At 43.3% G+C, this 22,553-nt stretch carries 23 protein-coding genes; 6 read left to right on the forward strand and 17 right to left on the reverse strand.

All coding sequences use genetic code 11. The annotated features are described in order from the left end of the window. The 3 genes from FTX54_RS10380 to FTX54_RS10390 form a co-directional block, all read right to left on the reverse strand. On the reverse strand, positions 1–387 hold the full coding sequence (locus FTX54_RS10380) for a DUF302 domain-containing protein (protein ID WP_147804973.1): 387 nt from the start codon (positions 385–387) through the stop codon (positions 1–3). A gap of 60 nt (positions 388–447) precedes the next feature. Continuing rightward, positions 448–2,088: a SulP family inorganic anion transporter gene (locus FTX54_RS10385; protein ID WP_246125702.1), complete on the reverse strand. Its 1,641-nt coding sequence runs from the start codon at positions 2,086–2,088 to the stop codon at positions 448–450. A gap of 532 nt (positions 2,089–2,620) precedes the next feature. Then, positions 2,621–3,598, reverse strand: coding sequence for a zinc-binding dehydrogenase (locus FTX54_RS10390; RefSeq protein ID WP_147804975.1), 978 nt, complete (start codon positions 3,596–3,598; stop codon positions 2,621–2,623). Positions 3,599–4,249: 651 nt separating this feature from the next. Here FTX54_RS10390 and rarD point away from each other — a divergent pair. Next, positions 4,250–5,140 (forward strand): EamA family transporter RarD, encoded by an 891-nt coding sequence (rarD, locus tag FTX54_RS10395; RefSeq protein WP_147804977.1) that lies wholly within the window; start codon positions 4,250–4,252, stop codon positions 5,138–5,140. A gap of 308 nt (positions 5,141–5,448) precedes the next feature. Here the strand turns inward: rarD and FTX54_RS10400 are convergent, their stop codons facing one another. The 7 genes from FTX54_RS10400 to FTX54_RS10430 form a co-directional block, all read right to left on the reverse strand. Continuing rightward, positions 5,449–5,949 carry a GNAT family N-acetyltransferase gene (locus FTX54_RS10400; RefSeq protein WP_147804978.1) on the reverse strand — a complete coding sequence of 167 codons (501 nt, stop codon included), beginning with the start codon at positions 5,947–5,949 and terminating at the stop codon, positions 5,449–5,451. Between the two features lie 256 nt (positions 5,950–6,205). Further along, a complete protein-coding gene (gene phnC, locus FTX54_RS10405) occupies positions 6,206–6,940 on the reverse strand; it encodes a phosphonate ABC transporter ATP-binding protein (RefSeq protein WP_147804979.1) in 735 nt (244 codons plus the stop codon). A gap of 21 nt (positions 6,941–6,961) precedes the next feature. Further along, entirely contained in the window at positions 6,962–7,723 is a 762-nt protein-coding gene (gene phnE / locus FTX54_RS10410) for a phosphonate ABC transporter, permease protein PhnE (protein WP_147804980.1), read from the reverse strand. Between the two features lie 13 nt (positions 7,724–7,736). Continuing rightward, positions 7,737–8,684, reverse strand: coding sequence for a phosphate/phosphite/phosphonate ABC transporter substrate-binding protein (phnD, locus tag FTX54_RS10415; protein WP_147804981.1), 948 nt, complete (start codon positions 8,682–8,684; stop codon positions 7,737–7,739). Further along, positions 8,681–8,995, reverse strand: coding sequence for a hypothetical protein (locus tag FTX54_RS10420; RefSeq protein WP_147804982.1), 315 nt, complete (start codon positions 8,993–8,995; stop codon positions 8,681–8,683). The genes phnD and FTX54_RS10420 overlap by 4 nt, the downstream gene beginning before the upstream one ends. A 445-nt stretch (positions 8,996–9,440) precedes the next feature. Beyond that, positions 9,441–9,689, reverse strand: coding sequence for a hypothetical protein (locus tag FTX54_RS10425; protein ID WP_147804983.1), 249 nt, complete (start codon positions 9,687–9,689; stop codon positions 9,441–9,443). A 168-nt stretch (positions 9,690–9,857) separates the two neighbouring features. After that, positions 9,858–10,409, reverse strand: coding sequence for an NADPH-dependent FMN reductase (locus FTX54_RS10430; protein ID WP_187254659.1), 552 nt, complete (start codon positions 10,407–10,409; stop codon positions 9,858–9,860). Between the two features lie 300 nt (positions 10,410–10,709). On the opposite strand from FTX54_RS10430, the gene FTX54_RS10435 reads away from it, so the two are divergent. Then, positions 10,710–12,080, forward strand: a complete 1,371-nt coding sequence (locus tag FTX54_RS10435) for an MFS transporter (protein ID WP_147804985.1) — start codon at positions 10,710–10,712, stop codon at positions 12,078–12,080. Positions 12,081–12,593: 513 nt separating this feature from the next. Here FTX54_RS10435 and fabI read toward each other — a convergent pair. Beyond that, positions 12,594–13,370: an enoyl-ACP reductase FabI gene (gene fabI, locus FTX54_RS10440; protein WP_147804986.1), complete on the reverse strand. Its 777-nt coding sequence runs from the start codon at positions 13,368–13,370 to the stop codon at positions 12,594–12,596. A gap of 117 nt (positions 13,371–13,487) precedes the next feature. Between fabI and prpE the strand changes: the two genes are divergently transcribed. Next, positions 13,488–14,225, forward strand: coding sequence for a bis(5'-nucleosyl)-tetraphosphatase PrpE (prpE, locus tag FTX54_RS10445; protein WP_147804987.1), 738 nt, complete (start codon positions 13,488–13,490; stop codon positions 14,223–14,225). Here the strand turns inward: prpE and FTX54_RS10450 are convergent. Genes FTX54_RS10450 through FTX54_RS10465 form a run of 4 tightly spaced genes read right to left on the reverse strand, consistent with a single transcriptional unit; the run spans position 14,218 to position 16,928 of the window. Further along, positions 14,218–15,093 carry an RluA family pseudouridine synthase gene (locus tag FTX54_RS10450; protein WP_147804988.1) on the reverse strand — a complete coding sequence of 292 codons (876 nt, stop codon included), beginning with the start codon at positions 15,091–15,093 and terminating at the stop codon, positions 14,218–14,220. The two genes, prpE and FTX54_RS10450, sit on opposite strands and share 8 nt — an antisense overlap. After that, on the reverse strand, positions 15,093–15,881 hold the full coding sequence (locus tag FTX54_RS10455) for an NAD kinase (RefSeq protein WP_147804989.1): 789 nt from the start codon (positions 15,879–15,881) through the stop codon (positions 15,093–15,095). Before FTX54_RS10455 ends, FTX54_RS10450 begins: the two co-directional genes overlap by 1 nt. Positions 15,882–15,909: 28 nt before the next feature. Continuing rightward, positions 15,910–16,545 (reverse strand): GTP pyrophosphokinase, encoded by a 636-nt coding sequence (locus FTX54_RS10460; RefSeq protein WP_281285268.1) that lies wholly within the window; start codon positions 16,543–16,545, stop codon positions 15,910–15,912. Between the two features lie 5 nt (positions 16,546–16,550). Next, positions 16,551–16,928 (reverse strand): hypothetical protein, encoded by a 378-nt coding sequence (locus FTX54_RS10465; RefSeq protein ID WP_147804990.1) that lies wholly within the window; start codon positions 16,926–16,928, stop codon positions 16,551–16,553. A 170-nt stretch (positions 16,929–17,098) separates the two neighbouring features. Between FTX54_RS10465 and FTX54_RS10470 the strand changes: the two genes are divergently transcribed. The 3 genes from FTX54_RS10470 to FTX54_RS10480 all read left to right on the forward strand — a co-directional run bounded on the left by FTX54_RS10470 (position 17,099) and on the right by FTX54_RS10480 (position 19,215). Continuing rightward, on the forward strand, positions 17,099–17,671 hold the full coding sequence (locus FTX54_RS10470; RefSeq protein WP_147804991.1) for a CYTH domain-containing protein: 573 nt from the start codon (positions 17,099–17,101) through the stop codon (positions 17,669–17,671). A 219-nt stretch (positions 17,672–17,890) separates the two neighbouring features. Then, complete coding sequence (locus FTX54_RS10475; RefSeq protein ID WP_147804992.1) at positions 17,891–18,292, forward strand: protoglobin domain-containing protein; 402 nt, start codon at positions 17,891–17,893, stop codon at positions 18,290–18,292. Between the two features lie 2 nt (positions 18,293–18,294). Next, a complete protein-coding gene (locus FTX54_RS10480) occupies positions 18,295–19,215 on the forward strand; it encodes a ClpXP adapter SpxH family protein (protein WP_147805028.1) in 921 nt (306 codons plus the stop codon). 176 nt (positions 19,216–19,391) lie between these two features. Here FTX54_RS10480 and pepF read toward each other — a convergent pair whose 3' ends face one another. Beyond that, entirely contained in the window at positions 19,392–21,206 is a 1,815-nt protein-coding gene (gene pepF, locus FTX54_RS10485) for an oligoendopeptidase F (RefSeq protein WP_147804993.1), read from the reverse strand. Between the two features lie 88 nt (positions 21,207–21,294). Then, on the reverse strand, positions 21,295–22,482 hold the full coding sequence (locus FTX54_RS10490; RefSeq protein ID WP_187254660.1) for a competence protein CoiA: 1,188 nt from the start codon (positions 22,480–22,482) through the stop codon (positions 21,295–21,297). Positions 22,483–22,553 lie beyond the last annotated feature (71 nt).

Here is a 22,553-nt window from a genome sequence, read left to right on the forward strand (position 1 = left end):
TTATTTTACGGCTTCGTTCATCGCCGCTTCCATCGTATTTTCTACATCCTGAGCGACTTTCTGCACTTTTTCATTGTCCACATGCTCCATGAGGACCGTTGGCCGCGGCATGCCGATTTTTGTCTGAGCATCTTCTTCATAAACGACCACTTTGCAAGGAAGGAAATAACCTGCGATCATTGTTTCCGTAAGGACCTGTTTTGCAATTTTAGGATTGCAGACTTCGAGGATCCGAAACTTATTATCGAGACCGACCTCTTTTTCATCTAATTTAGCTTTAGCATCGAAATCCCAGAGGACTCCAAACTGTTTATCCTGAAAAGCCTCACTTAATTTATTTACCGTGTCTTCAACGGAATATGGCGAATTTACTGTAGAATGAAACATGAAAAATCTCCTCCTCTAAATACGTGTATGGGTATATTATAACCTGCCTGAAATATCTCGTCAAGCCCGCAGCGGATCGACATCCTGGATCGTCCGGTGAAGGTCTTCTTCCTTCCAGCCTGCTTTTCTGAATATATCACGTACAGGTCCTTTCATTTCCACTATAGTTATAGCAATGCCCCTTGTGTCAAAATCGTGCTTCCATTTTTCCACTTCGTGAAGTGCCACAGCGTCGATCGAATTAACTCCTGAGAAATCCAGAACAATATGCGTAAGCTTCGGTTTTTCATAATGAGCCTGATCGAGCCGGTCTTCTGTGAATCCGGCGTTGGCAAAATAAAGCGGGGCATCGATCCGCAGTACAAATACCCCCTCTTTAGTAACGGCTTCCGGAAATCGTTTGACATTGCGATATATATTATGATCTTCTAAATATCCGAGTTCTGCCGTATGCGGGTATGCACTCTGCCAGATAAACACGAGAAGGGAAAAAACAATCCCGATAATGATCCCCTGCTCGACACCGATAATCAGTGTTGAGGCAAAAGTTACTACCCATATAAATCCATCGATTGGACGCAGTTTAAAAAGAGATTTCGCCTCTTTTACGTCTATCAGTTTATAAACAGCGAGGATGATTATCGCTGCCAGGACGGCATTAGGTAAATAGTAAAACGCACCGGTGAAAAATATCAGCGTCATCATAATCAGCACAGCTGTAATAATGGAAGCAAGTGGAGTTTTCGCCCCGGAATCATAGTTGACTGCCGAACGCGAAAAGCCCCCTGTTACTGGAAAGCCACCAAAAAATGCTCCCCCCGCGTTAGCGAGACCAAGACCGGAAAGTTCCCTGTCTGCAGAAAGACGATAATCTTCTTTTACAGCAATTACTTTAGCCATAGCGAAGGATTCCATAAAGCCTATGAAAGTTATCGTCAGAGCTGTTGGCAGGAGTGTCAGTAAGACATCCACACTAATAACAGGTAGTGCAAAGGAAGGCAGGCCTCCCGGAACCTCTCCTATTATTGATACCCCCTGCCCTTCCAGTTGAAACAAATAAACAAGGGCAATTCCAAAAAGAACAGCTGCAAGCGGACCCGGTAACGCCGGGATGAACCGTTTAACGATCAGCATCAGCGTAATACTCCCTAATGCTATCAAGAGTGCCCAGCTGTTGACTTCTCCCAACTTTCCTGCCGCTTCTCCTATCATCATAAGCGTATGTTCAGATTCCAGCGGTATACCAAGTACATGCTTCAATTGACTGAATGCGATAATGATGGCAGCTGCAGACGTAAAAGCACTAATAACAGCATGCGAGAAAAATTTCACGATAAAGCCCAGTTTCAGTGCTCCCATTAACAGCTGAATCACCCCGACCATCAGCATTAAAACCACAGCGAGTGTAATGTATTCATCAGAACCTGGTTCAGCGAGCGGCGAAATTCCTGCATAAACAAGTAAAGAGACAACTGCTACAGGGCCTACCGCAAGCTGTCTTGACGTTCCCAAAAGAGCGTAGAGCAGAATCGGTATTGTTGCTGCATACAAGCCATTAACAGGCGGCATTCCGGCAAGCATGGCGTAGGCCATCCCTTGTGGAACAAGCATAATAGCAACTATAATTCCCGCTGTTATGTCTCCTTTTAAATTTTCTTTTTTGTAATGAAATAACCATTCTAAAAACGCTGGCTGCTTCAAGCTAATCCCTTCTTTCCAAAACATGAAATACCTGTACCCCTTATTCTATATACCCCATATGGTATTGTCAACCAGATTATAATTTTGCAGGTTAAAAGCATGCTCTCCCGGTCACTTTAAAATGGAATCCGGTAAAATGAACTGCTGTTTCAACAGTGTCTTCGCTTTCTTATGTATTCCATAAAAAATCTTATTGCTCCATTCTTATAATTTTAGAAATATCATTCACACAATTTCACATACTTTTTCGTCTTAATAGTTTGTATAATGTACGTTAAGCAGCAGGGGAACGCACAGCGGCAGCATTTTTAAATGACTCCTAATTCCGGTCCCCTGCTGTCCAATTTCAAATACAGGTTCCAGCCTTATAGAGCTTAATAATGTTATAGCTGATCTCCGCTCTGTTTGTTCATTACGGAAAAAACTTTTGAGAAAACTAAAAATGCCTTCGTGACAGAATCTGTCACGAAGGCATTTTGTGTCCTCTAAAATACCAGGTAAGTGGTAGAATCCCTTTCTCATTATAATATTTCTACCATTCGGAGATTATTTTCCCACGGACTCTGCGGGTTTCCAGCTGCTCAAGCCCCTGTGGAATATCGACCGAGGGTATTTTCTGGGACACCATTGCTTCAAGTTTTCCGTCGCTTAATAAATCCAGCATATGATTTCCGATTTCTGCAATTTTCATTTGTTCTTTTACGTTCCTGGACTGGTAAACACTGCCCAAAGCAACGTGGTGAAACGAAACCGGGTGAGAAAAATCAATAAATTCATCCATTTTCGGAGCGCCTGCTATAAAGGCAATATGCCCATTATATGCAAGAATATCTAAAGATTTCGTAGCATTATCAGATCCTACTGTATCCAGGACATAGTTTACCCCTATACCACCTGTTTCTTCCTGTATACGTTCCACAAAGGATTCAGCAGTATAATCAACCGCGACGTCAGCACCTAATTTTTTTACATAATCATGATTTTCTTTCCTTGCTGTTGTAAAAATTTTCAGGCCGGCCTGTTTCGCAAGCTGAATGGCAAATCCTCCGACACCACCAGCACCTGCATGAATAAGGATAGATTCTCCTTCTTTCACACGCAGTTTATGAAACAGTGCCTGGTAGGCCGTATAACCGGCTACTGGAAGGGCAGCTGCATCTTGAAACAATACATTATACGGAAGTTTACTTGCCGCAAAAGCTTTTGTTACCGCAAATTCCGCAAATGCCCCCCATTCAGTCATATCATTTAAAAATACGACATGGTCACCGATGGAAAACCGATCCACCCCCGGCCCCGTTTCTTCAACAGTTCCGGCTGCATCTAAACCGAGAATATGCGGGTATTTCCAGGTTGGGATACCGTTTTCTCCACTTTTATAATCAACAGGATTAAGTCCGGCTGCTTTTATGCGGACGAGCATTTCTCCTTCTTTCGGTTTCGGTTTTTCAACCTCTTCGATTTTCATGTCACGCCAGGAACCGGCACTATTTAACAGCATTGCTTTCATACTCTCACTTCCTCTCTTTATTTCGTTCCTTTAATTTTGGATCGGTTAGAAGTATTGCCAACATCGATTCCTGCCTGCCATAGAAGAGATTTCATGCCAGCTTCAGGCACTAACAGAGTTTTAAATGTTGATTACAGAAAGAGCCTTCAAGTTATCTATACAGATATGTGAATTCTGACTTTCAAAACGCATGTGATTTGAAAAGTATACGGCTTTTGAAATGGTCAGTGCAACTATTCCGATTTCTATCTTATTAGGTGTGTTAAAGCTGGTGTTGATAAATGTATTAAACTCCGTTTCGTTTTGATTTTCAAATACAAAAAGCCCTTTGGTTGAACGTCTTTTTTTCTTTACCTGTAAAGAACATGGGCGACACTTAGACGAGGAAAGACAAGCCTCACCATTTCCAACCAAAGAGAGGGCGGAATTATCTGAGGCCGGCCCGCCGGAAATCGCCCCCCCACGGGAACGAAAGAGCCCATTCATTGCTTATCTACTTTATTTTCAAGGGAGCCTGCTTATTAAGGAAAAGATGAAAGAACAAGCCTGTTTTTAAAGTCTTGTAATGTTTTAATTATGCTTCCTCCTTGTTTTCTTTCGGGTTTCGGGATACATTGGGAAAAGGGATTTTAACATGGCAGGGGGTATGGAATGGTACAGCAGAATGAACGCAGTCAAGGTATCACAGCAGGAATTGGCGCCTATTCCCTTTGGGGGCTGCTCCCGATCTACTGGAAATGGATCGATCATGTACCCGCTTTTGAAGTTCTCGCCCACCGTATAGTCTGGTCTCTGCTCTTCTTAATCGGTCTGTTTATCTTATTAAAACGTCTTCCGCTTTTAGCAGAAGACCTTCGTTACATAGCAGCACATCCTAAAATTGTCGTCGGCATTTTAACTTCTGCTTTTTTTATAAGCATTAACTGGGTCCTTTTCATATGGGCAGTTGCAAATGAACGGATTGTGGAAGTCAGCCTAGGGTATTATATTAACCCGCTGATTAACGTTCTGCTCGGGGTTCTTTTTTTTAAGGAGTCTTTATCTACAAGACAACGTTCTGCAGTTGGACTGGCCTTTCTTGGTGTTTTAATACTAACCTTTTCCTTTGGTACCGTCCCTTATATCGCCTTAACGCTGGCTTTCAGCTTTGGTATGTATGGTCTCGTTAAAAAACAGACGCAGATCGGTGCTATGACCGGCTTGATTATAGAAACGCTTTTCATGATGCCCTTCGCATTAGGCTATCTGCTGTTCGTGCATGAAACAGCTTCCGGTATTATGCATGCAGGTACAGGCTGGACTCCTCTGCTGCTTGCAGGAACTGGTATAGCTACTGCTATTCCGCTTCTGCTTTTTGGAAGTGCTGCTAAAAAAATTGCACTTTCCCTGCTGGGGTTCCTTCAGTACATTGCACCTACGACGATGCTTATACTCGGAGTGGTTTTTTACGGGGAACCATTTACAACCGTGCACCTCATTTCTTTCATCCTGATATGGTCCGCTCTTCTGCTCTATTCTATCCGGCCAAAAAAGCAGCTTTAAAGTTTCAGATCTATATTATTTAGCTGCGTTAAAGTCTGTTGCTGATACATGTAGAAAACTCCGCTTCAACTCGGCAGGCATCAGTGGAAGAGGTAGGCTGGAAGATCCCGCTGGCCCCGGGCCCAGCAGGAGAACTCCTTCATGGCAGGTCTGAGGGGAAGTTTTCTATCCGCGCAGAAAAGCGTCATGACTGAAATTATGTCATGACGCTTTTTTAATTGGCTTAAGTTTGAAGGAAGGTGTTTTATACTCTAAACAGGACAGCCTGATGACCTTTAACCGGCTTGTGATAGTAAATGAAAACTTTACTAAACTCTGTGCAGTTTCTCATTTTCCGCTTTCATACACAGCCGCTTCGTCCGCAGCCGGTGCCCTTCAAAAACTTCTTCAAATTCGGTTTCCAGTTCAAATCCGCTCATCAGGTAAAAGTTTTCAGCTTTTTCATTCCCTGATTCTACATCAATATACAGTTCTTTAACATTCTGCATATGACTCCATAAATGACGCATTAATGCAGAACCGACTCCTTCCCGTTGAGCTCCTGGAAGCACGTAGATAGCACTTACCTCCGCAGTAAACGGGCTGTCATAAAAGTAACTGGCAAAACCTATTGTATGGCCTGCTTTTTCACAGACAAACATATTTGCTTTATCAATACTTTCTTCCAGACGCTCTTTACTGTAAGCTTTATCAAGATAAGTATCCTGAACTTCACGCGGTATTATTCCTTCATAAGTATCATGCCACGACTGCACAGCTATATCCCGAATATCCTGTATATCTTCCTTGACTGCTCTTCTGCAATACATATCGATCACACACCTTTCATTATTTATAGCCGCGGGTGCTCGTTTTTTTCCTGACTTACTCTACTTCTATGCAGAATACAGCAATCCCTTCCTTACATATGAGATTATTAATTTTCCCAAAGGAAAGCAGCTTGAAGCCTCGAATAAAATTGATTTCATATGCAGACCAAAAAGCGTCCTGACGGAAATTTTGTCAGGACGCTTAATCGTATACCCTCGCTGAATCTCCTAAAAGTCTGCAGGAAAGAGCTTTTCATTATTCGTAAATGTTATCGAGATCGCGGGCCGTCATATCAGCCGGTCTCCCGTCAAAAACGAGTTCTCCATTTTTCAGGCCGATAATCCGGGAAGCGTATTTTTCAGCAAGAGCAATGTCATGGACATTAATAATTGTAAGCAGATTTTTTTCTTCATGAAGCTGGCGCAGCAAATAGAAGATGTGATCAGAAGTTGTAGGATCCAGACTAGCCACCGGCTCATCGCCAAGTAGAATAGACGGGTTCTGCACCATCGCCCTTGCTATGCCCACACGCTGCTTCTGACCTCCGCTTAACCGCTCCACGCGTCGGTCTCTAAATTCGTAAAGGCCTACTTCTTTCAAATAATAATCTGCATTTTCTTTTTCTTCTTCTGAAAAAATTCCTAAAAAATTATGCAAGGCCCTTCTCTGGCCAAATCTTCCTGTAAAAACATTCTGCTTCACAGACATCCGCGGAATCAAATGAAAATGCTGAAATATCATTCCGATTCTGGAACGGATTTCCCGGAGTTTTTTTTCGTGCATGCTGGAAATTTCATGACCCAGCACAGTTACAGTTCCATTTTGAAGCGGCTGCAGCCCATTAATTGTTCGTATAAAAGTTGATTTGCCGGCACCGCTTCTGCCAAGAACACATACGAATTCTCCCCGCTCTACGGAAAAATTCAAATCCTTAACCGCCGGATTATCCTCATTTTCATAAGTCACAGTCACATTTTTTAAATTAAGCATGCTTTCTCATCAGACCTTTCCTTAGATTACCCGCTTCCGGACAACACCGCCGCTCACATCCACTACAATGACGAGAATCATGATAATTAATATAGCTGTAGCCATAGAATCATAAGCAAGACTATTGTAGTAATTCATGAGGCTCTGTCCCAGTCCACCCCCGCCGATCATACCGAGGACAAGAGAAGTCCGGATCGCCACTTCAAACCGGTAAAAATAATGAGACAGCACGTTCGGCCAGATCTGTGGAAGGATCGAAAAAAGCTGGCCGGTTCTGCGTCCTGCCCCCACTGACATCATTGCTTCCTGCGGACCTTTATCCGAAGATTCTACAAGCTCCGCTATCAGCTTTCCAAGAACGGAAACGTTGTGAAGAAATATAGCGAGCAGAGCTGCGAAAGGGCCCAGTCCTAGAGAAACAACAAAAATTAAACCAAATACAATTTCCGGAACGGAACGAAAAAGACTAAGTAAAGACCGCACCGCATAAAAGCTTGTAAACGTCCGGGAAGTGTTTTCTGCAGCTAAAAAGCTTAAAGGGAGGGCCAGTAATAATGCTGCAAATGTTCCAAAAAAAGCGACTGAAAGAGTAATCAGTGTCTGCTGCAGGAGGTAGGGTACGAGATCCCAGCGCAGCGGCCAAAAGTTGCTCTGCATAAATTCCCATGTATTACCAAGCTGAAATAAAGCCGGCAGAGAAAATTCTGATCCCCTTGCGCTCAATATGAGCAGGATTAGAATGATTGCTGCATAAATAAATACCCGCTTACGAAACCAAACCATTGCCTACAGTCCTTTATTCTTCGTCGTCAGTATCGTTTTCTGCTTCGCTGTCTTCTTCTTCAGGATCAAGCAGACCGAAAGTTCTTGCAGCTTCCATTATGCTTTCATACTCTTCATGAGAAGCCTCCACAAAGGCACTAGCTCCACCGAAAATCTGCAGAATACGCTCATCTTCAATTTCTATAAATGCCTGCTGGACTTCTTCGATCGTTTCTTCGTCAGTTCCGTCTGGTACGGCCCACGGATACTGATAAATCTGGTCTGATTCCCAGAGAATTTTATAGTTATCCTCGTCGATCATGCCATCATCTATGAGCGCATTGTAAATAGCACTGTCAATCGCGCCTGCATCTACATCTCCATTCGCCACGACATTGGCTGTAATATCGTGGGAACCAGTGAAACGGACTTCATTAAAATCATACGTGCTTTCATCTTCATATACTCCGCGTTCATAGAGTTCAAAACCAGGCACAGCAAACCCTGAAGTTGAGGATTGACTGCCAAAAGCAAAATCAACTTCTTCCACATCTTCCTGCAGTTCATCAAGCGTCTCCCACGGAGCATCCGGCTGCGTAATTATGTAGGAGTGATAGTAAGGCTCCCCATCAATTTCCTGAGTCAGAACAGCCTCCGCACCGCTCTGTTCATAAGCGATCAGGTACGTGACCGGACCGAAATAAGCAAGGTCTACATGGCCGAAATTCAGTGCTTCCACGACAGCATTGTAGCTCGGATAGTGTGTAATTTCCACTTCTCTATCGAGACTTTCTGCTAAACTCTCTTCCAGAAGACCTAACCCTTCTTCCATTTCGCCTATCGACTGGGACGGGATGATAGCTACTTCATATATTTCTTCCTCTGCTTCATTTCCCGAAGATGTATTCTCCTCCTGCTCCCCGGATCCGCACGCCGCGAGAAATGCTGCTGAAAGTAAAACAGGATATACTTTTTTATTCAATTTGATTCATCCTTTTTCTGATTTTTATATTTTATTTTGGTAACTTCTTCTGCGAGACCTTCGTTTCCAAACAAGGAGAGCACTCCCAGCAGTGTTTCAGTTTCAATTGGTCCTGCTTCTTCTTTCGGGACAGTTAAATCTATCGCTTCGCGAAGCACCTGATTATCTGCGCTGCCATACACACTGGCATAAATTTCAGCAGGATCCTGGTCATGATTCACACACCACTGGGCAAACACGTGAGCCATCATTTTTTCATCCTGCTTGAAACTTTCTATTATTTTCTTTTCTGTTTCTGATTTTTCGTTCATTATTTAAGCACTCCTCATTCATTATGCTTCTCATCTTTTATTATAATAAAAGATTCCTGTCTTATTGACAATAAATCCGACTCTGATGCCCTGAATTAAAGTCATTTTGAGAAACTCGATTCCTGAATTATTTTTCTATACTAAAACAATAAAAATAGAAGGGAGCAGGAAAATCGTCCCTGCTCCATTTTGTTTAAATTATGGAAGTCATTTAAATAGACTACCCTTTTTCAGCAAAATTTCATAATATGAAGTACTTCTTCCAGTGCGGGAATGTTATCTTTGAATTACATACAATTTGGCTATAAATATCGAAGCGGGGTGAAACAGTGATAAAAAAGTTTATTAGTATGAGTGATGGTCAAAAAACAGTCGTAATAATCAGCCTCGGCATTTTAATGTTTATTATCAGCTATTTTGGAGGCTTATTTTTTGGTAATATTTTTTATTCAGATTGAAAAACAGCCGAACGGCGGGTTTCATAATTCTCCAGCAGCCCCAGCATATCATTTAATATTCGTTCCATCTGCTCCAGGTCTTCCCTTTTCACAACCGGGTCAGACTCTGACCAGCGGACAGTATAAATAAAATAATAAGAAGGGAAAGACCGGAAAATAACGGTGGAATTCGGGAACCGGGAAAACAAAGCTTTTATCTGATATCGTCTTCCATAGCTCCAGTCAATCAGTTCCATTCTGCCTATCGCCACCTTCTTACTTAATTAAGGTTCAGCTTACCTCTTTATGAAGCTCTTCTGCAAGAGATATACTATCAGGTCCTCCTTTTCAGAGACGGGATTTAGAACCAACTCCGCAGAAAAATGGGATGATTAATTTCCCCCACCCGAAAAGGAAATGGCCGATTACTTCTGCAGCTGATCTATCCATCCATAAAAAGCCCCCGCGGCAGTTTCTAAAAAGCGGATCGTCCCTTCATCGATCAGCTTTCCATTTTCAATTTTTTTATGCACAACGTTAATAAATACCTGCGGCTGCTGAAGCGGATAAGCTTCACAAGCAGCCAGAGTCTGACGAAGCTGAGCCTGGGAGAAGCCGGTACCCATCTTAGTCGGAGAAGCTCCGGCAATCATTACAGGCTTTCGATACAGGACGTTTTCATTCGTCATGCTGCCTGCCCAGTCCAGTGCATTTTTCAATACTCCTGGGGTGCCGTGAGAGTATTCCGGGGTCATGATAAGCAGGCCTTCTGCTTCCTTGATTTTTTGTTTAAATACGGCGACGGCTTCCGGGTCTCCCCCTTCTTCCTCATCTCCATTAAAAAGTGGAATGTCCTGCAGAGAAATAATCTCTATATCCAGACCTTCATAGTCCTGCTCTGCCATATGAGCAAGTATTGTTTTATTAAATGATGCCTCTCTTAAGCTTCCGGAAAAACCGATGATTTTTTTATTCATAATAAATCGCTCCTCTGCATTTGGATGTTTTCGTTGACAGGTATTAAAAAGTAGACGTAGAATAATAGAGTAGAAATTTTCAGACTCGAAATATCGGTCCGCTGTCTGCAAGCCCATTATTCCCGGTTTAAACTTTGTATACACTTTGTAACACAAAAGTATATCAATATCCAACATGGGCGATCCGTGCGATTTCCGATGTTTTTTGTTTTTCTAAGTTAAAAATGCTTTGGAGTGCTGAAAACTTTTCTCTTCATCTTTTTTAACAAAGTGCTGTGTTTACTATTTTGGAGGCCCCCTATGACTCAACCTAATGAACAGCTTACCGACCGCCAGAAGAAACGGCTCGTCCTGATGATTTGCATTATCCTCACTTTTACCGTTATGAACGGTACGATGTTTAATGTTGCCATACCTGATATTGCCGAAGATTTTAACCTTATGCCTTCCCAGGTGACATGGGTGATGACCGGCTACATCCTTGTATTTGCAGTTGGAGCTCTTATGTATGGAAAGCTCGCTGATATTTTTCCCATTAAAAGATTATTAACATTTGGTATTATTATGTTCGCTTTTGGAGCATTAATCGGACTTTTTTCGCAGAACTATGCTTTTCTGCTCGTAGCCCGCATTATCCAGGCAGTCGGAGGAGCTACTATTCCGGCGCTTGCTTTCATTATCCCTGCGCGCTTTATGCCTAAAGAACGAGGGCGTGTATTTGGTACCGTGTCTGCTACCGTTGCTTTTGCTTCCGGGCTCGGTCCGATTACCGGAGGAATTGTCGGCGGCACTTTTGACTGGCGTTATTTATTTATTTTATCGATTATCTCTGTCGCTTTTATTCCTTTTTTGAGGAATTCCATTCCCGACGAAGAAGTCCGGCCAGGGACTGTTGATATTCCCGGCGCCGTATTAATCGCTGTATCCGTCGCAGGTCTGCTCTTTTTTATCACTATGTTCAGCGTTATAGGATTAATCGTTTTCTTCGGAGCCCTTTTCATCTTTTATCTGCACATCCGCAGACACCCAGCTCCTTTTATTGATCTGGACATGCTCAAAAATAAATATTATACAACCGCAGTACTGACAAGCTTTCTAGGAACAAGCGTCATGTTTGGTATGATTTTTATCGTTCCTATTATGGCAAGAGCCGTTTATGATCTGAACACACTGGAAATAGGCCTTCTTCTATTCCCGGGAGCTATGGGAGCCGCCATTGTAGGTCAGCGTGGAGGCAGATTTGTAGAAAGCAGAGGCAGCTATCCCGTCCTGCAGACAGCTTTCATCCTCGCAATCGCAGGCAGTTTTTTAATTTCGGCATTTATAGGGGTTTCTCCATATTTTTTAGCTGCCTGTATTCTTGTTCAGTATGTTGCCTTTCCACTGATACAAAGTTCAACAGCCAATCTTCTTACGGAACTCATTCCAGATGAGAAGACAGGTATAGGAATCGGCATGTTTAACCTGATGAATTTTATGTCCGGTGCCATATCCAGCGCGATTTTCGGGGCTCTGCTTGACTTAGAGAATGTTGATCTGCAGCTGAATCCTTTTGCCCGTTCTTCCGAAGTTTTTCTTTATTCCAATTTGTTTATGGCGATCAGCCTGACTGCTCTGGGAGCTCTGGCGTTCTTCACCCTCCGCTTCCGAAAACGTCCGCTTCCACAGTAGGGCTCTAAAAACAATACAACTTCAACATAAAGAGCTGCCTCACTTTTGTGAGGCAGCTCTTTCAGAGTGTTGATTAAGTAAAGAAAGAAGTATATTTATTATATTTTCTCCTCCGCTTACCGGCGGAAGCCTGCCGTGGGGCTTGTCTTCAGCTATTTCCAATGCCTGGCTGCATTGGAAAGGATCTTCAGACTGCGCTTTAATCCCACTGGCGTCCCCGCCGGACACTGCAGAGAAAATCACTTTTTTTATAGGAAAAACCTGTATGAAGTACGCTTGTCTTCGCAGAGAAGTCTTTCTTTTTGTTCAGATGCTGGAACTGTAGGAGGTGACTCCGGAAGAATGATTCTTTGTTTTATGAAAGGCAGGTCAGCTGAGAGCGTTCCCTCCGGAAATCGATCTTCGAAAGCGGAAGCAGCAACCTGTCTACTTATACAGGAAAAATCACTTTGTAAACAGCCTGAAAGAGCTGCCTCACACTTTTGTGGGGCAGCTCTTTAAATGTCCAGTTACCTATTTTAACCCTAATGTATTATAACCACCGTCAACGTGAAGCATCTCTCCAGTTATACCGCTGGAAAGATCACTCATGAGAAATAGAGCCGTATTGCCGACTTCTTCCTGGGTAACGGCGCGCTTAAGCGGGGAATTCTCTTCCATTTCCTTGATAACCTCATTGAAGCCGCCAATTCCTTTTGCAGAGAGAGTACGCATCGGGCCGGCTGAAATCATATTCACGCGGATATTTTCTTTTCCGAGATCATTGGCCAAATATTTGACGCTTGCATCAAGACTGGCTTTGGCTACGCCCATCACATTGTAATTTTTAACGACACGCTCTCCGCCAAGGTAAGTGAGCGTGACAATACTTGCTCCTTCCGTCATAAGAGGACGGGCAGCTTTAACAACAGCTGTAAGAGAATAAGCGCTGATATTCTGCGCAAGCAGAAAGCCTTCCCGGGTTGTATTCAAATACTCTCCTTCAAGTTCGTCCCGATTAGCAAACGCTATGCAGTGTGCAATTCCATGAATAGTACCTGCCTGTTCTTTAATTTTTCCAAAAGCTTCTTCAATCTGCTCATCGTCGGTTACATCACACGGAAGAACGAGGTGGTCCCCTTCCAATGACTCGGCCAGGCCGCGTACCGTTTTTTCAAACCTTTCACCTACATAAGTAAAAACAATTTTAGCGCCCGCCTGATCAAGTGCCTGTGCGATCCCCCAGGCAATACTTCTCTTGTTGGCTACGCCCATAACGACATAAGTTCGGTTTGATAAATCTATGTTCATTGCTGTCTCCTCCTCGTATATACGCTTGCTATTAATATCTGGTACTAAGTTTACATGACCGCTTTTTAAGCGTCAACGTTTTCATGCTACAATAATCAATGGTAAAGGAGTGATTCGATGTACGATGTTATTGGAGATATACATGGATGCCGTAAAGAACTGCACGATCTTCTCGAGAAGCTCGGCTACCAGACTATTCAGGATAACCTTCATCATCCAGAAAACCGAATGCCGGTTTTTCTCGGAGATTTAACAGACCGTGGCCCGGACTCGCTCGGGGTCATTAACGATACAGCTTCCTGGGTCGAAAACGGTCAGGCTCTTTATTGTCCAGGTAATCACTGTGATAAACTGTACCGGTTTTTACTGGGGCGAAATGTGCAGGTCCGGCACGGGCTGGAGACAACAGTTGCTGAACTGGAAAATTCCTCTTCTTTATTTCGGCAGCAGATCGAGAAAAAGTTCAAAAAACTTTACGAAGAAGCGCCTTTGTATCTGGTCCTCGATGGAGGCGGCCTCGTAGTGGCCCATGCAGGTATTCGGTACAGCGATATCGGCAGAATGGATAAATCAATTAAATCCTTTGTTCTATATGGAGACGTAACCGGCGAAAAAGACGACCGCGGGATGCCGGTGCGTCGTGACTGGGCTTCAATCTATCCCCAGGGAAAGGCAACCATTGTTTATGGACATACGCCTGTTTTGAAACCACGTATCATCGGCAGCACAATTAATATTGATACCGGCTGTGTGTACGGCGGAAAGCTCACTGCCTGCCGCTATCCGGAAAAAGAATTTACAGATGTCCCTTCTTCCCTGCCGAGGGTAGAAGAGAAATTCCGTACGTTCATGTGAACTCCGGAGCAGCGCTGACGGTTATCTGTTCCCCTGAAATCGGGTGAGGAAAAATGATTTCCTCCGCATGCAGAGCCTGACGGGAAAAGCCTTTCTCCACTTCCCCATAAAGCGTGTCTCCTGCAACGGGAAATCCGAGCCAGTTCATATGAACGCGAATTTGATGGGTTCTTCCTGTTTCCAAGCTGATCCTAAGTTCGGAAATATCCGCTTTTTTTAAACACTTTACATGAGAAACTGCTTTTTGTCCTTTCGAAAAGGGCTCTCGTTCCACATTGCTGGTTGGCTTTCTGGCAATAGGAACGTGAATCGAAACCGCAGCCCAGGGAAATTCCCCTTTCACCTGAGCTCGATAGCTGCGCCTCACTTCGCCGCGATGCTGGGCTGCAAAAAGCAGGCTGTGGGCGTACCGGTGTTTCGCTATCAGCATAACGCCTGAAGTGTCGCGGTCGAGCCTCGTAACTATATGTACCGTTGCCGGCCAGCGATTTTGTATGTAATCGTAGAGGATAGCCCCGCTGACAGAAGGCTTTAAACGATCGGTCATTGGCAGTACCGGAAGATGAGGTGGTTTATCGATCACTAATACATGCTCGTCTTCGTAAAGCTTCACTAGTGGGTGGAAAGCAGGGATGATGTTCCCGCTCACATCCTCTGCAGGAAGTGTTATCGTGACTTTGTCCGTCGGTTTGAGTATCGCATTAACTGACGCCTCTGCTTCGTTAATTTCCAGCTTACCGCCACGGAATTTCACTTCCGCCAGCAGCTTTCGTGAAACTTGTTTTTCTACACGTAAAAACTCGCGCAGCATTATGCCTGAAATTGATGCCGGCACCTCCCACACGAGTTTAATCACTTTATCTTTCATTAAATAAACGACTCCTTGACACGTTTCCAGAACGGAAATGGACGAAAGCGCGCAAATCGAACCTTTTCGGCAGCAACACGCACTTGAATCGACTTGACTTTTTTCTGGACGAGAGTCAAGTGATCCACTGTAACCTGAAAGTCAACATCGCTGCGGGGCTTTAGTAAGCAGGTATGGTGCTCAGGAAGCACGACAGGCGAACCGATCGTCCTGTATACGCGGTTGTTAATCGACGCCATCTCCGACAACTGAATCGAGGCAAGGGAAGGATGAAGAATTGCTCCCCCCAGCGCTTTATTATAGGCAGTGCTTCCCGACGGAGTTGACATACAGAGGCCGTCGCCTCTAAATGTCTCAAACTGTTCTCCTTTAATTTCGATGTCCATAACGAGAGAGCCTTCCATACTTTTTACGGTACACTCGTTTAAAGCAAGGTATCTTTCTGTTTCCATGTCGTTTGTATGACGGATTAACACTTCCAGGAGCGGATATTCCACAATTTTAAAAGGAGTTTTCGCAATGTGAATGACAAGTTTTTCAACTTCCTCCGGCTGCCAGTCAGCGTAAAATCCAAGATGACCGGTATGAACTCCGACAAAGCTTGTTTCATCGAGCCGGTGGGAATACTGATGAAAAGCCTCCAGCAGCGTGCCGTCCCCGCCAATGGATACAACAATTTCCGGTTCTTCTTCATCATAAATAAGATCAAACTCTTCTAAATAAGTTTTAACCCGCTGCGTCAGTACATTGGATGAATGATCTCCACGAGATCTTACATTAAACTTCACTAAACCGCCTCCCTCATCTCAGCATCAGCTACGGCTTACGCCGGGAAGCCTCCTGCTTTTTCATCATAATTTTCTGTGCCTCCTGCACTTCCCCACGGATTTTTGACATTTCTTCATCCAGCTGGAAGGCGGCCTCAGCCGCTTTTACAAGACGCTGCTCTATTTCAGCAGGAATTTTACCGGAATATTTATACTGCAGCGAGTGTTCAATCGTTGCCCAGAAGTTCATCGCAAGTGTTCTCACCTGCAGTTCTACTAAAATTTGCTTTTCTCCTTCAATTGTCTGGACCGGATAACGAAGAATCATATGATAGGACCGGTATCCGCTTCGCTTTTTATTTTTTATATAATCCCGTTCTTCTTCGATTTCGAAATCCGTTCTCGCTTTGATCAGCTGTACTACAGTATCAATATCTCCCACAAACTGACACATGACACGAACCCCCGCAAGATCCTGCATCGAATCCTCCAGCTGGTTAAGAGGTATATTTTTCCTTTTAGCTTTTTCCAGAATGCTGGAGACAGGTTTCACTCTGCCGGTAACAAATTCAATCGGCGTATGTTTTGACGTCAGCTGGTACTGGTCGCGGATTCCTTTGAGTTTTATCTTTAATTCCTCCACCGCCTGCTTATACGGAGTAAGCATCACGTCCCAATCCATCATGGTCCTCAATCCTCCCTGCGGTCTGTAAAGAAGATCCTCTCTACTTTGTCAACAAACTCTTTCCCGTAGTTATGATTTCCTTCTATATTATCGAGAAGAAAATCTATTTCTGTCCAGAAGTCCTCCAGAAGTACCGGCTGCAGCCCTGTATGAACATATACCGGTTTTTCCATATTTCTATATGTATGAATAGTCTCCCAGGTGCTCTGTTCAAAGCGCAGATGAATAAATTCATCTTTATGACCTAGAAGGTAGACAAATGCTGCTCCGTCTGAGTCGACCAGCATACGGCCTTCCGGTTCAAGCCCTTGAAAAGGCAGGGAAACATCTGCTTTAGCGATTAGTTTTGACTCTTCCGATTCTATTGACGTTACTGTAATCATTGTTCATCCTCCTGACACTATGCTTCTATTCCAGTTTATCATAGTATCTGTAATTCCCGCTTCTGTAAACTTAAAAACAAACTCTTCCTCTGCTTTTTTCCTCCATTGAAAAAGGTTTTCTGCTGTGGAATAATATAGACATCAACTACAAAACAGACAGGAGCCGCGCTATGAGCCAGGAATTAGAAATTGAATTCAAGCAGCTGCTTGACGAATCTACTTATCAGAAAATGATGGATTATTACCAGACAGAATTAACTTTCACTCAGGTTAATCATTATTTCGAAACTAAGGACCTTTCACTTCGGGAAAATGGAGCTGCTCTTCGCGTCCGCGAAAAAGATGGAGCCTTCATATTAACTTTAAAACAGCCTCATAATGAAGGCCTGCTGGAAACCCACCAGTCTATTGGAGCTGCTTCTTTTACCGCCCTTCAACAGAAAGGGCTTCTTCCTCAGGGAGAAACGACAGATCAACTAATATCTCTGCTCGGTGACATGCCGGAACTTCAGTACCTCGGCATGCTGCAGACGGAAAGACTGGAAGTTGAGCTTGAAGAAGGCCTTCTCGTACTCGACCGCTCCGATTATGTCAATGTTACGGATTATGAGCTGGAATTCGAATGTGAAAATTCGGAAACGGGCAGAGCTTTTTTCAACAATCTGCTGAAAGAATGGAATTTAACATGGAATGAGCCTGACAATAAAATAGCCCGCTTTTATCGAGCTGCTTACGATATGTAAATAAATTTTCCACCGGACTAAAATTATCCGGTGGATTTTTTTTACAATAATATAGCTTTTTATTTGCATCTTATGACGATGGCGGGTAATATAATCAATCGAGGCAAAAGTCCTGGAAATTAAAACATTTGATAAATTGTCATAAATAATTCACATTTGTTGCTCCGCTAACTCAGCCTTGCTACAATAACGGTACATTCAGTAAAGAGGGATAATTATATGAATCAAAAATATACAGCCTACGATGCACTAGGTGCTGACCGGCTCAATGAAGTAGTAGATCGATTTTACGGCCATGTGGCAGACCATCCTGACTTAAAACCTATTTTTCCAGATGACTTAACAGAAACACGCCGCAAGCAAAAGCAGTTTCTTACGCAGTTTTTTGGAGGGCCTCCCCTTTATACGGAAGAACATGGTCATCCAATGCTTCGTGCAAAGCATATGCCTTTTACTATCACACCCGAGCGGGCAGATGCCTGGCTTTCCTGTATGGCTCAGGCACTCACAGAAGCGGAGATCGAAGAGCCGCTCCGTTCAGCCATGTTCGAACGACTAAGCTATACCGCCAGACATATGGTTAACAGTACCGATTCAGCAACGAGGGGGAATCATTCGTGACTATGAAATTTCAGCGCACGTATGTCTGCGAGGATAATAATGATCAGTGCAGCACTTCAGATACAGCTCCCGCCCAGGAAGAAAAACAGCCTTCTAAGCTGCTTGAACTCTATGTTTTTATCGATCCGCTTTGTCCGGAGTGCTGGGCGCTCGAACCAGCTATCAAAAAACTAAAAATGGAATACGGCCAGTATTTAACTATTAATACTGCACTCGTTAATGAACTGGAATCATTAAATTCCCCCTGCGGCAGCAAATACCGCTCGCTCGTTAAAGAAATGGCAAAGTCCTATCACGAAACGGCCTGCCGTACAGGTATGCCCTGTGACGGAGACGTCTGGTATGAAAATGCGATGACTACCCCCTATGAAGCGATACTCGCGATTAAAGCCGCCGAGCTGCAAGGAAAAGTAATCGGTTCTAAATACCTCCGCCGCGTCCGCGAAGCACTTTTTCTCCACAAAGAAAATATCGCAAGTCAGCATACTCTGATTAACTGCGCAATACGTGTAAGAGGAATGGACGTGGATGAGTTCGTTAAGGATATGCATTCGGATACTACTAAAAAAGCACTCTCGGAAGATAAAAAAATGGCGGAAGAAATGGATGTATCTTCTGCTCCTACACTGGTTTTTTTCGGAGAAAATGTGGACGAACCCGGTTTAAAAGTAGAGGGAGCTTATAGTTACAACGTTTACGAAGAAGTGATCAACGACATGGCCCAAATGAAGCTGGAGAAAGGTTCCCCACTCCCGCTGGAAAATTTCGTTTCCATATATTCTCTGGTAGCAACAAAAGAAATCGCTGTCGTGTATGATCTCACATACGAGGAAGCGCATCGTGAAATGCGTAAACTTCAGCTGCAGCAGCAGGTTGAAGAAATATCAACGAAGCACGGATCGATATGGCGTTCCCTCACATGAAAGAAAGAAGCGTCTATGCCAAAAGTGGCATAGACGCTTTTCTGTATGCGCATTTAAAGGGCTCCATAAAATAGAGCTTTTGCAGAGGCTCGTGTTGATTTAAGAACCCTGCGGCTCCTCCATCCGATTAACGGAAGAAGTCCGATCCTTTTTTATTACCAGGCTGTTCAATATGTTTACTTTTCTTCAAACATCAGTTCTTCGAGTTCGGTAAGTGTCGCTTCAAAAACATCGAGTGCCTGCTGTATTGGTTCAGAAGAAGTCATATCGACACCAGCATGCTTCAAAACATCAATAGGGTAATCGGAATTCCCTGCCTTCAGGAAGTCTGTAAATCTCGCGACTGCCGGCTCCCCTTCATCAATAATCTGCTGGGCAAGAGCCGTTGCAGCACTGTAGCCGGTTGCATACTGATACACGTAAAAATTCATATAAAAATGAGGGATACGTGACCATTCATAGGCGATATCTTCGTCGATAACGATGCTGTCACCGAAATACTTCTTATTTAAATCATAGTAGGATTGATTGAGCATCTCCGGTGTAAGCGGCGTTCCCGCCTCCGCCTTTTCGTGGATCAGCTGCTCAAACTCTGCGAACATCGTCTGACGGAAAACAGTGCCGCGGAAACCTTCAAGAAAGTTATTTAAAAGGTAAAGCCGGCGCTGCTTATCCGTTTCTTTTTCCAGCAGGTAGCGGTTAAGCAGAGCTTCATTCGTAGTCGAAGCCACTTCCGCTACGAAAATGGAATAGTTGGCGTAAGGGAACGGCTGATTGGCACGGGTATAATAACTGTGTACAGAATGACCGAATTCGTGGGCCAGAGTGAAAAGATTCGTAATATTATTCTGCCAGTTCATAAGAATGTAAGGTTTCGTTCCAAATGTGCCTGAAGAATAAGCACCGCTTCGTTTTCCTTCGCTTTCTTCCACATCCACCCAGCGATTGTTCAATCCTTCTTCTACGATCCCCTGATATTCTTTTCCCATTCTGCCCAGACCTTTTACCATTAAGTTTTTTGCTTCCTCGTAAGAAACGTTAAAATCTACATTCTTAACCATAGGGGTGTATAAATCATACATATGCAGTTCATCGAGTTCGAGTGCCTTTTTTCTGACCTCAAGATACCTGTGCAGGAGGTGCAGATTGTCATTTACAGTAGATACAAGCTGATCATAAACAACTTCCGGAATATGGTTTTTACTTAAAGCTGCCTCCCGTGCCGACTCATAGTGCCTCACATTGGCAGAAAATATATTTTTCTTCACATTGCCAGCAAGCGTGCTTGCAAACGTATTGTGATATTTGCTGTACGTATCATACATCGCTTTAAACGCATCGCGGCGGACACGCCGGTCATCATTCTGCATAAAGCCAATAAAACGTCCCTGGGTAACTTCAGCTTTTTCTCCGTTCTCATCTTCAATAACCGGAAATTTCAGATCAGCATTATTCAACATACTGAACGTGTTCGATGAAGCACTCGTTACATCGCTTACCTGGGCAAGAAGAGATTCTTCCTGTTCAGAAAGAACATGAGGTCGCTGCTCATTCAATCTTTCCAAAGCGTGGTCATAAAGCTTAAGTTCAGGAGTATCTTTTAAAAACTGCTGGATTTTTTCTTCCTTCATACTTAAAATTTCAGGAATGATATAGGAAGACTCCTGTCCGTATTTTACGATAAGCTGGCGCGCACGTTCGTTTAAACCTTGATAAAAGGAATTTGCTGTGTTTTCATCGTAGCGCATTCTGGCATATACAAACAGTTTTCCAAGTTCGATGGACAGTTCATCTTCTTTTTGAAGAGCTGCGTAAAGAGTATCTCCAGAATCAGAAAGTTTTCCTTTATAAGCAGAAATCTCCGGAATTTTTTCGCTGATTCTCTGAAAAGCCTCCTCCCACTCTTCGTCTGCTGCAAATATATCTTCTAAATCCCACGTGTGTTCTTTCGGTATATCCTCTCTTTTTGGTAGCTCTGTCGATACAGCCATAAGTCAAAGTCCTCCATTTTAAATTAAAAATTTTGAAAATGTGATCTTCTCCAATAATATATGTTCCTAAAGAAATGTTCAATTATTTTTACACCCGAAATAAAAGCTTCCATTTTCCTCTTACATATTCATCATCTGCAAATAACTGCTCCAATGGTTTTTTTACTGTGAGCGGCTTTATCACTTCAAATATGCCCGGATAAACCCTGCGAAGAGCTCCGAATTCCGCAAGTACAAGCAGATAATTTAATATACCGCGGCGGATCAAGTTTCTCCGGTGCTCAGCCAACGGAAGAAATGTAAAACTCCGTTGATTTTCGAAAGCTTTTGTCAGAGGAGTTAATGAAATTTTTTCTCCGGGTTTTTGTACGTAATGAATGATAATCCAGCTCTGCCATACTTCTACCGAAGTCCGGATGCCACTGAAACCACATACTGGAATATGACAGAGAGCAGGAAAGTAATTTAAATTAAGCCGATGGTTCAAATAATATGGAAGAACCTCGTTTTCTGCCTGAGTAATGTTTTTTCTTGGATATCCTCTTTTAGCTGCCGCTTTCTTTTTCCATTCCTGTTCAATTCTCATAGAAATTTTTTCTTGAAGAGCGGGCACTTCTTCCGAAAAAAAACAATCATAAGGATTTTGAGTGTCTGAAATCAGCGTCCGTTGAAAGAGAAAAACTCCTCCCTGCAGCTGCGTGTGGGCAGTTTCAATCTGAAGCTTCCTGCAGGCACTATTATAGCTGAATGCATGCATAAACGGAAAAAGTCGAAAACAAATAGAATCGAGAACTGATAAACGTTTCCTGTAAACTTCCTGGTTTTCTTCCCGTACCCCAATCCATATGACTGTGTAACCTGCCTTCTCATATAGAAGCTGACGCTTATAAAACTGCTGTTCATCCAAGAAAGAGCGCTGAATCTCCAGAACAACTTTTTTCCCCTGCATAGAAACATAAATATCTGCACGCTGTTTCCCCGCTTTCGGCAGTACTTTTTCAATTTCTGCATTATATCCCGATTGTTCAAGCCATGTTTTTATAAACAGTTTTGCTTCTTTATGTTTGAGTGATTCTCCGTCCCCTCCATTGCACGAAGTGAAAATACGATGCGCAAAATGGGCTTTTACGTATATTGAGCCTCCTCTTACATAAACTTCGTTCCCGCATCCGGGGCATTTAAAATGTTCAGAATCATAAGCAGGCCCTCCTTTCTGGTTATTTTTTACATCTGCAGCATGTACGATCTTTCCTTTATCGTTTAAAGCAGTATACATAGATGCACCTCCTTTTTTACTCATTATAGCCTAAAAAGAGAACCTACGTTCGTAAAATATACCAAATAAAA

The organism is Alkalicoccus halolimnae (assembly GCF_008014775.2).
In the GTDB taxonomy this organism is placed as follows: Bacteria; Bacillota; Bacilli; order Bacillales; family Salisediminibacteriaceae; genus Alkalicoccus; species Alkalicoccus halolimnae.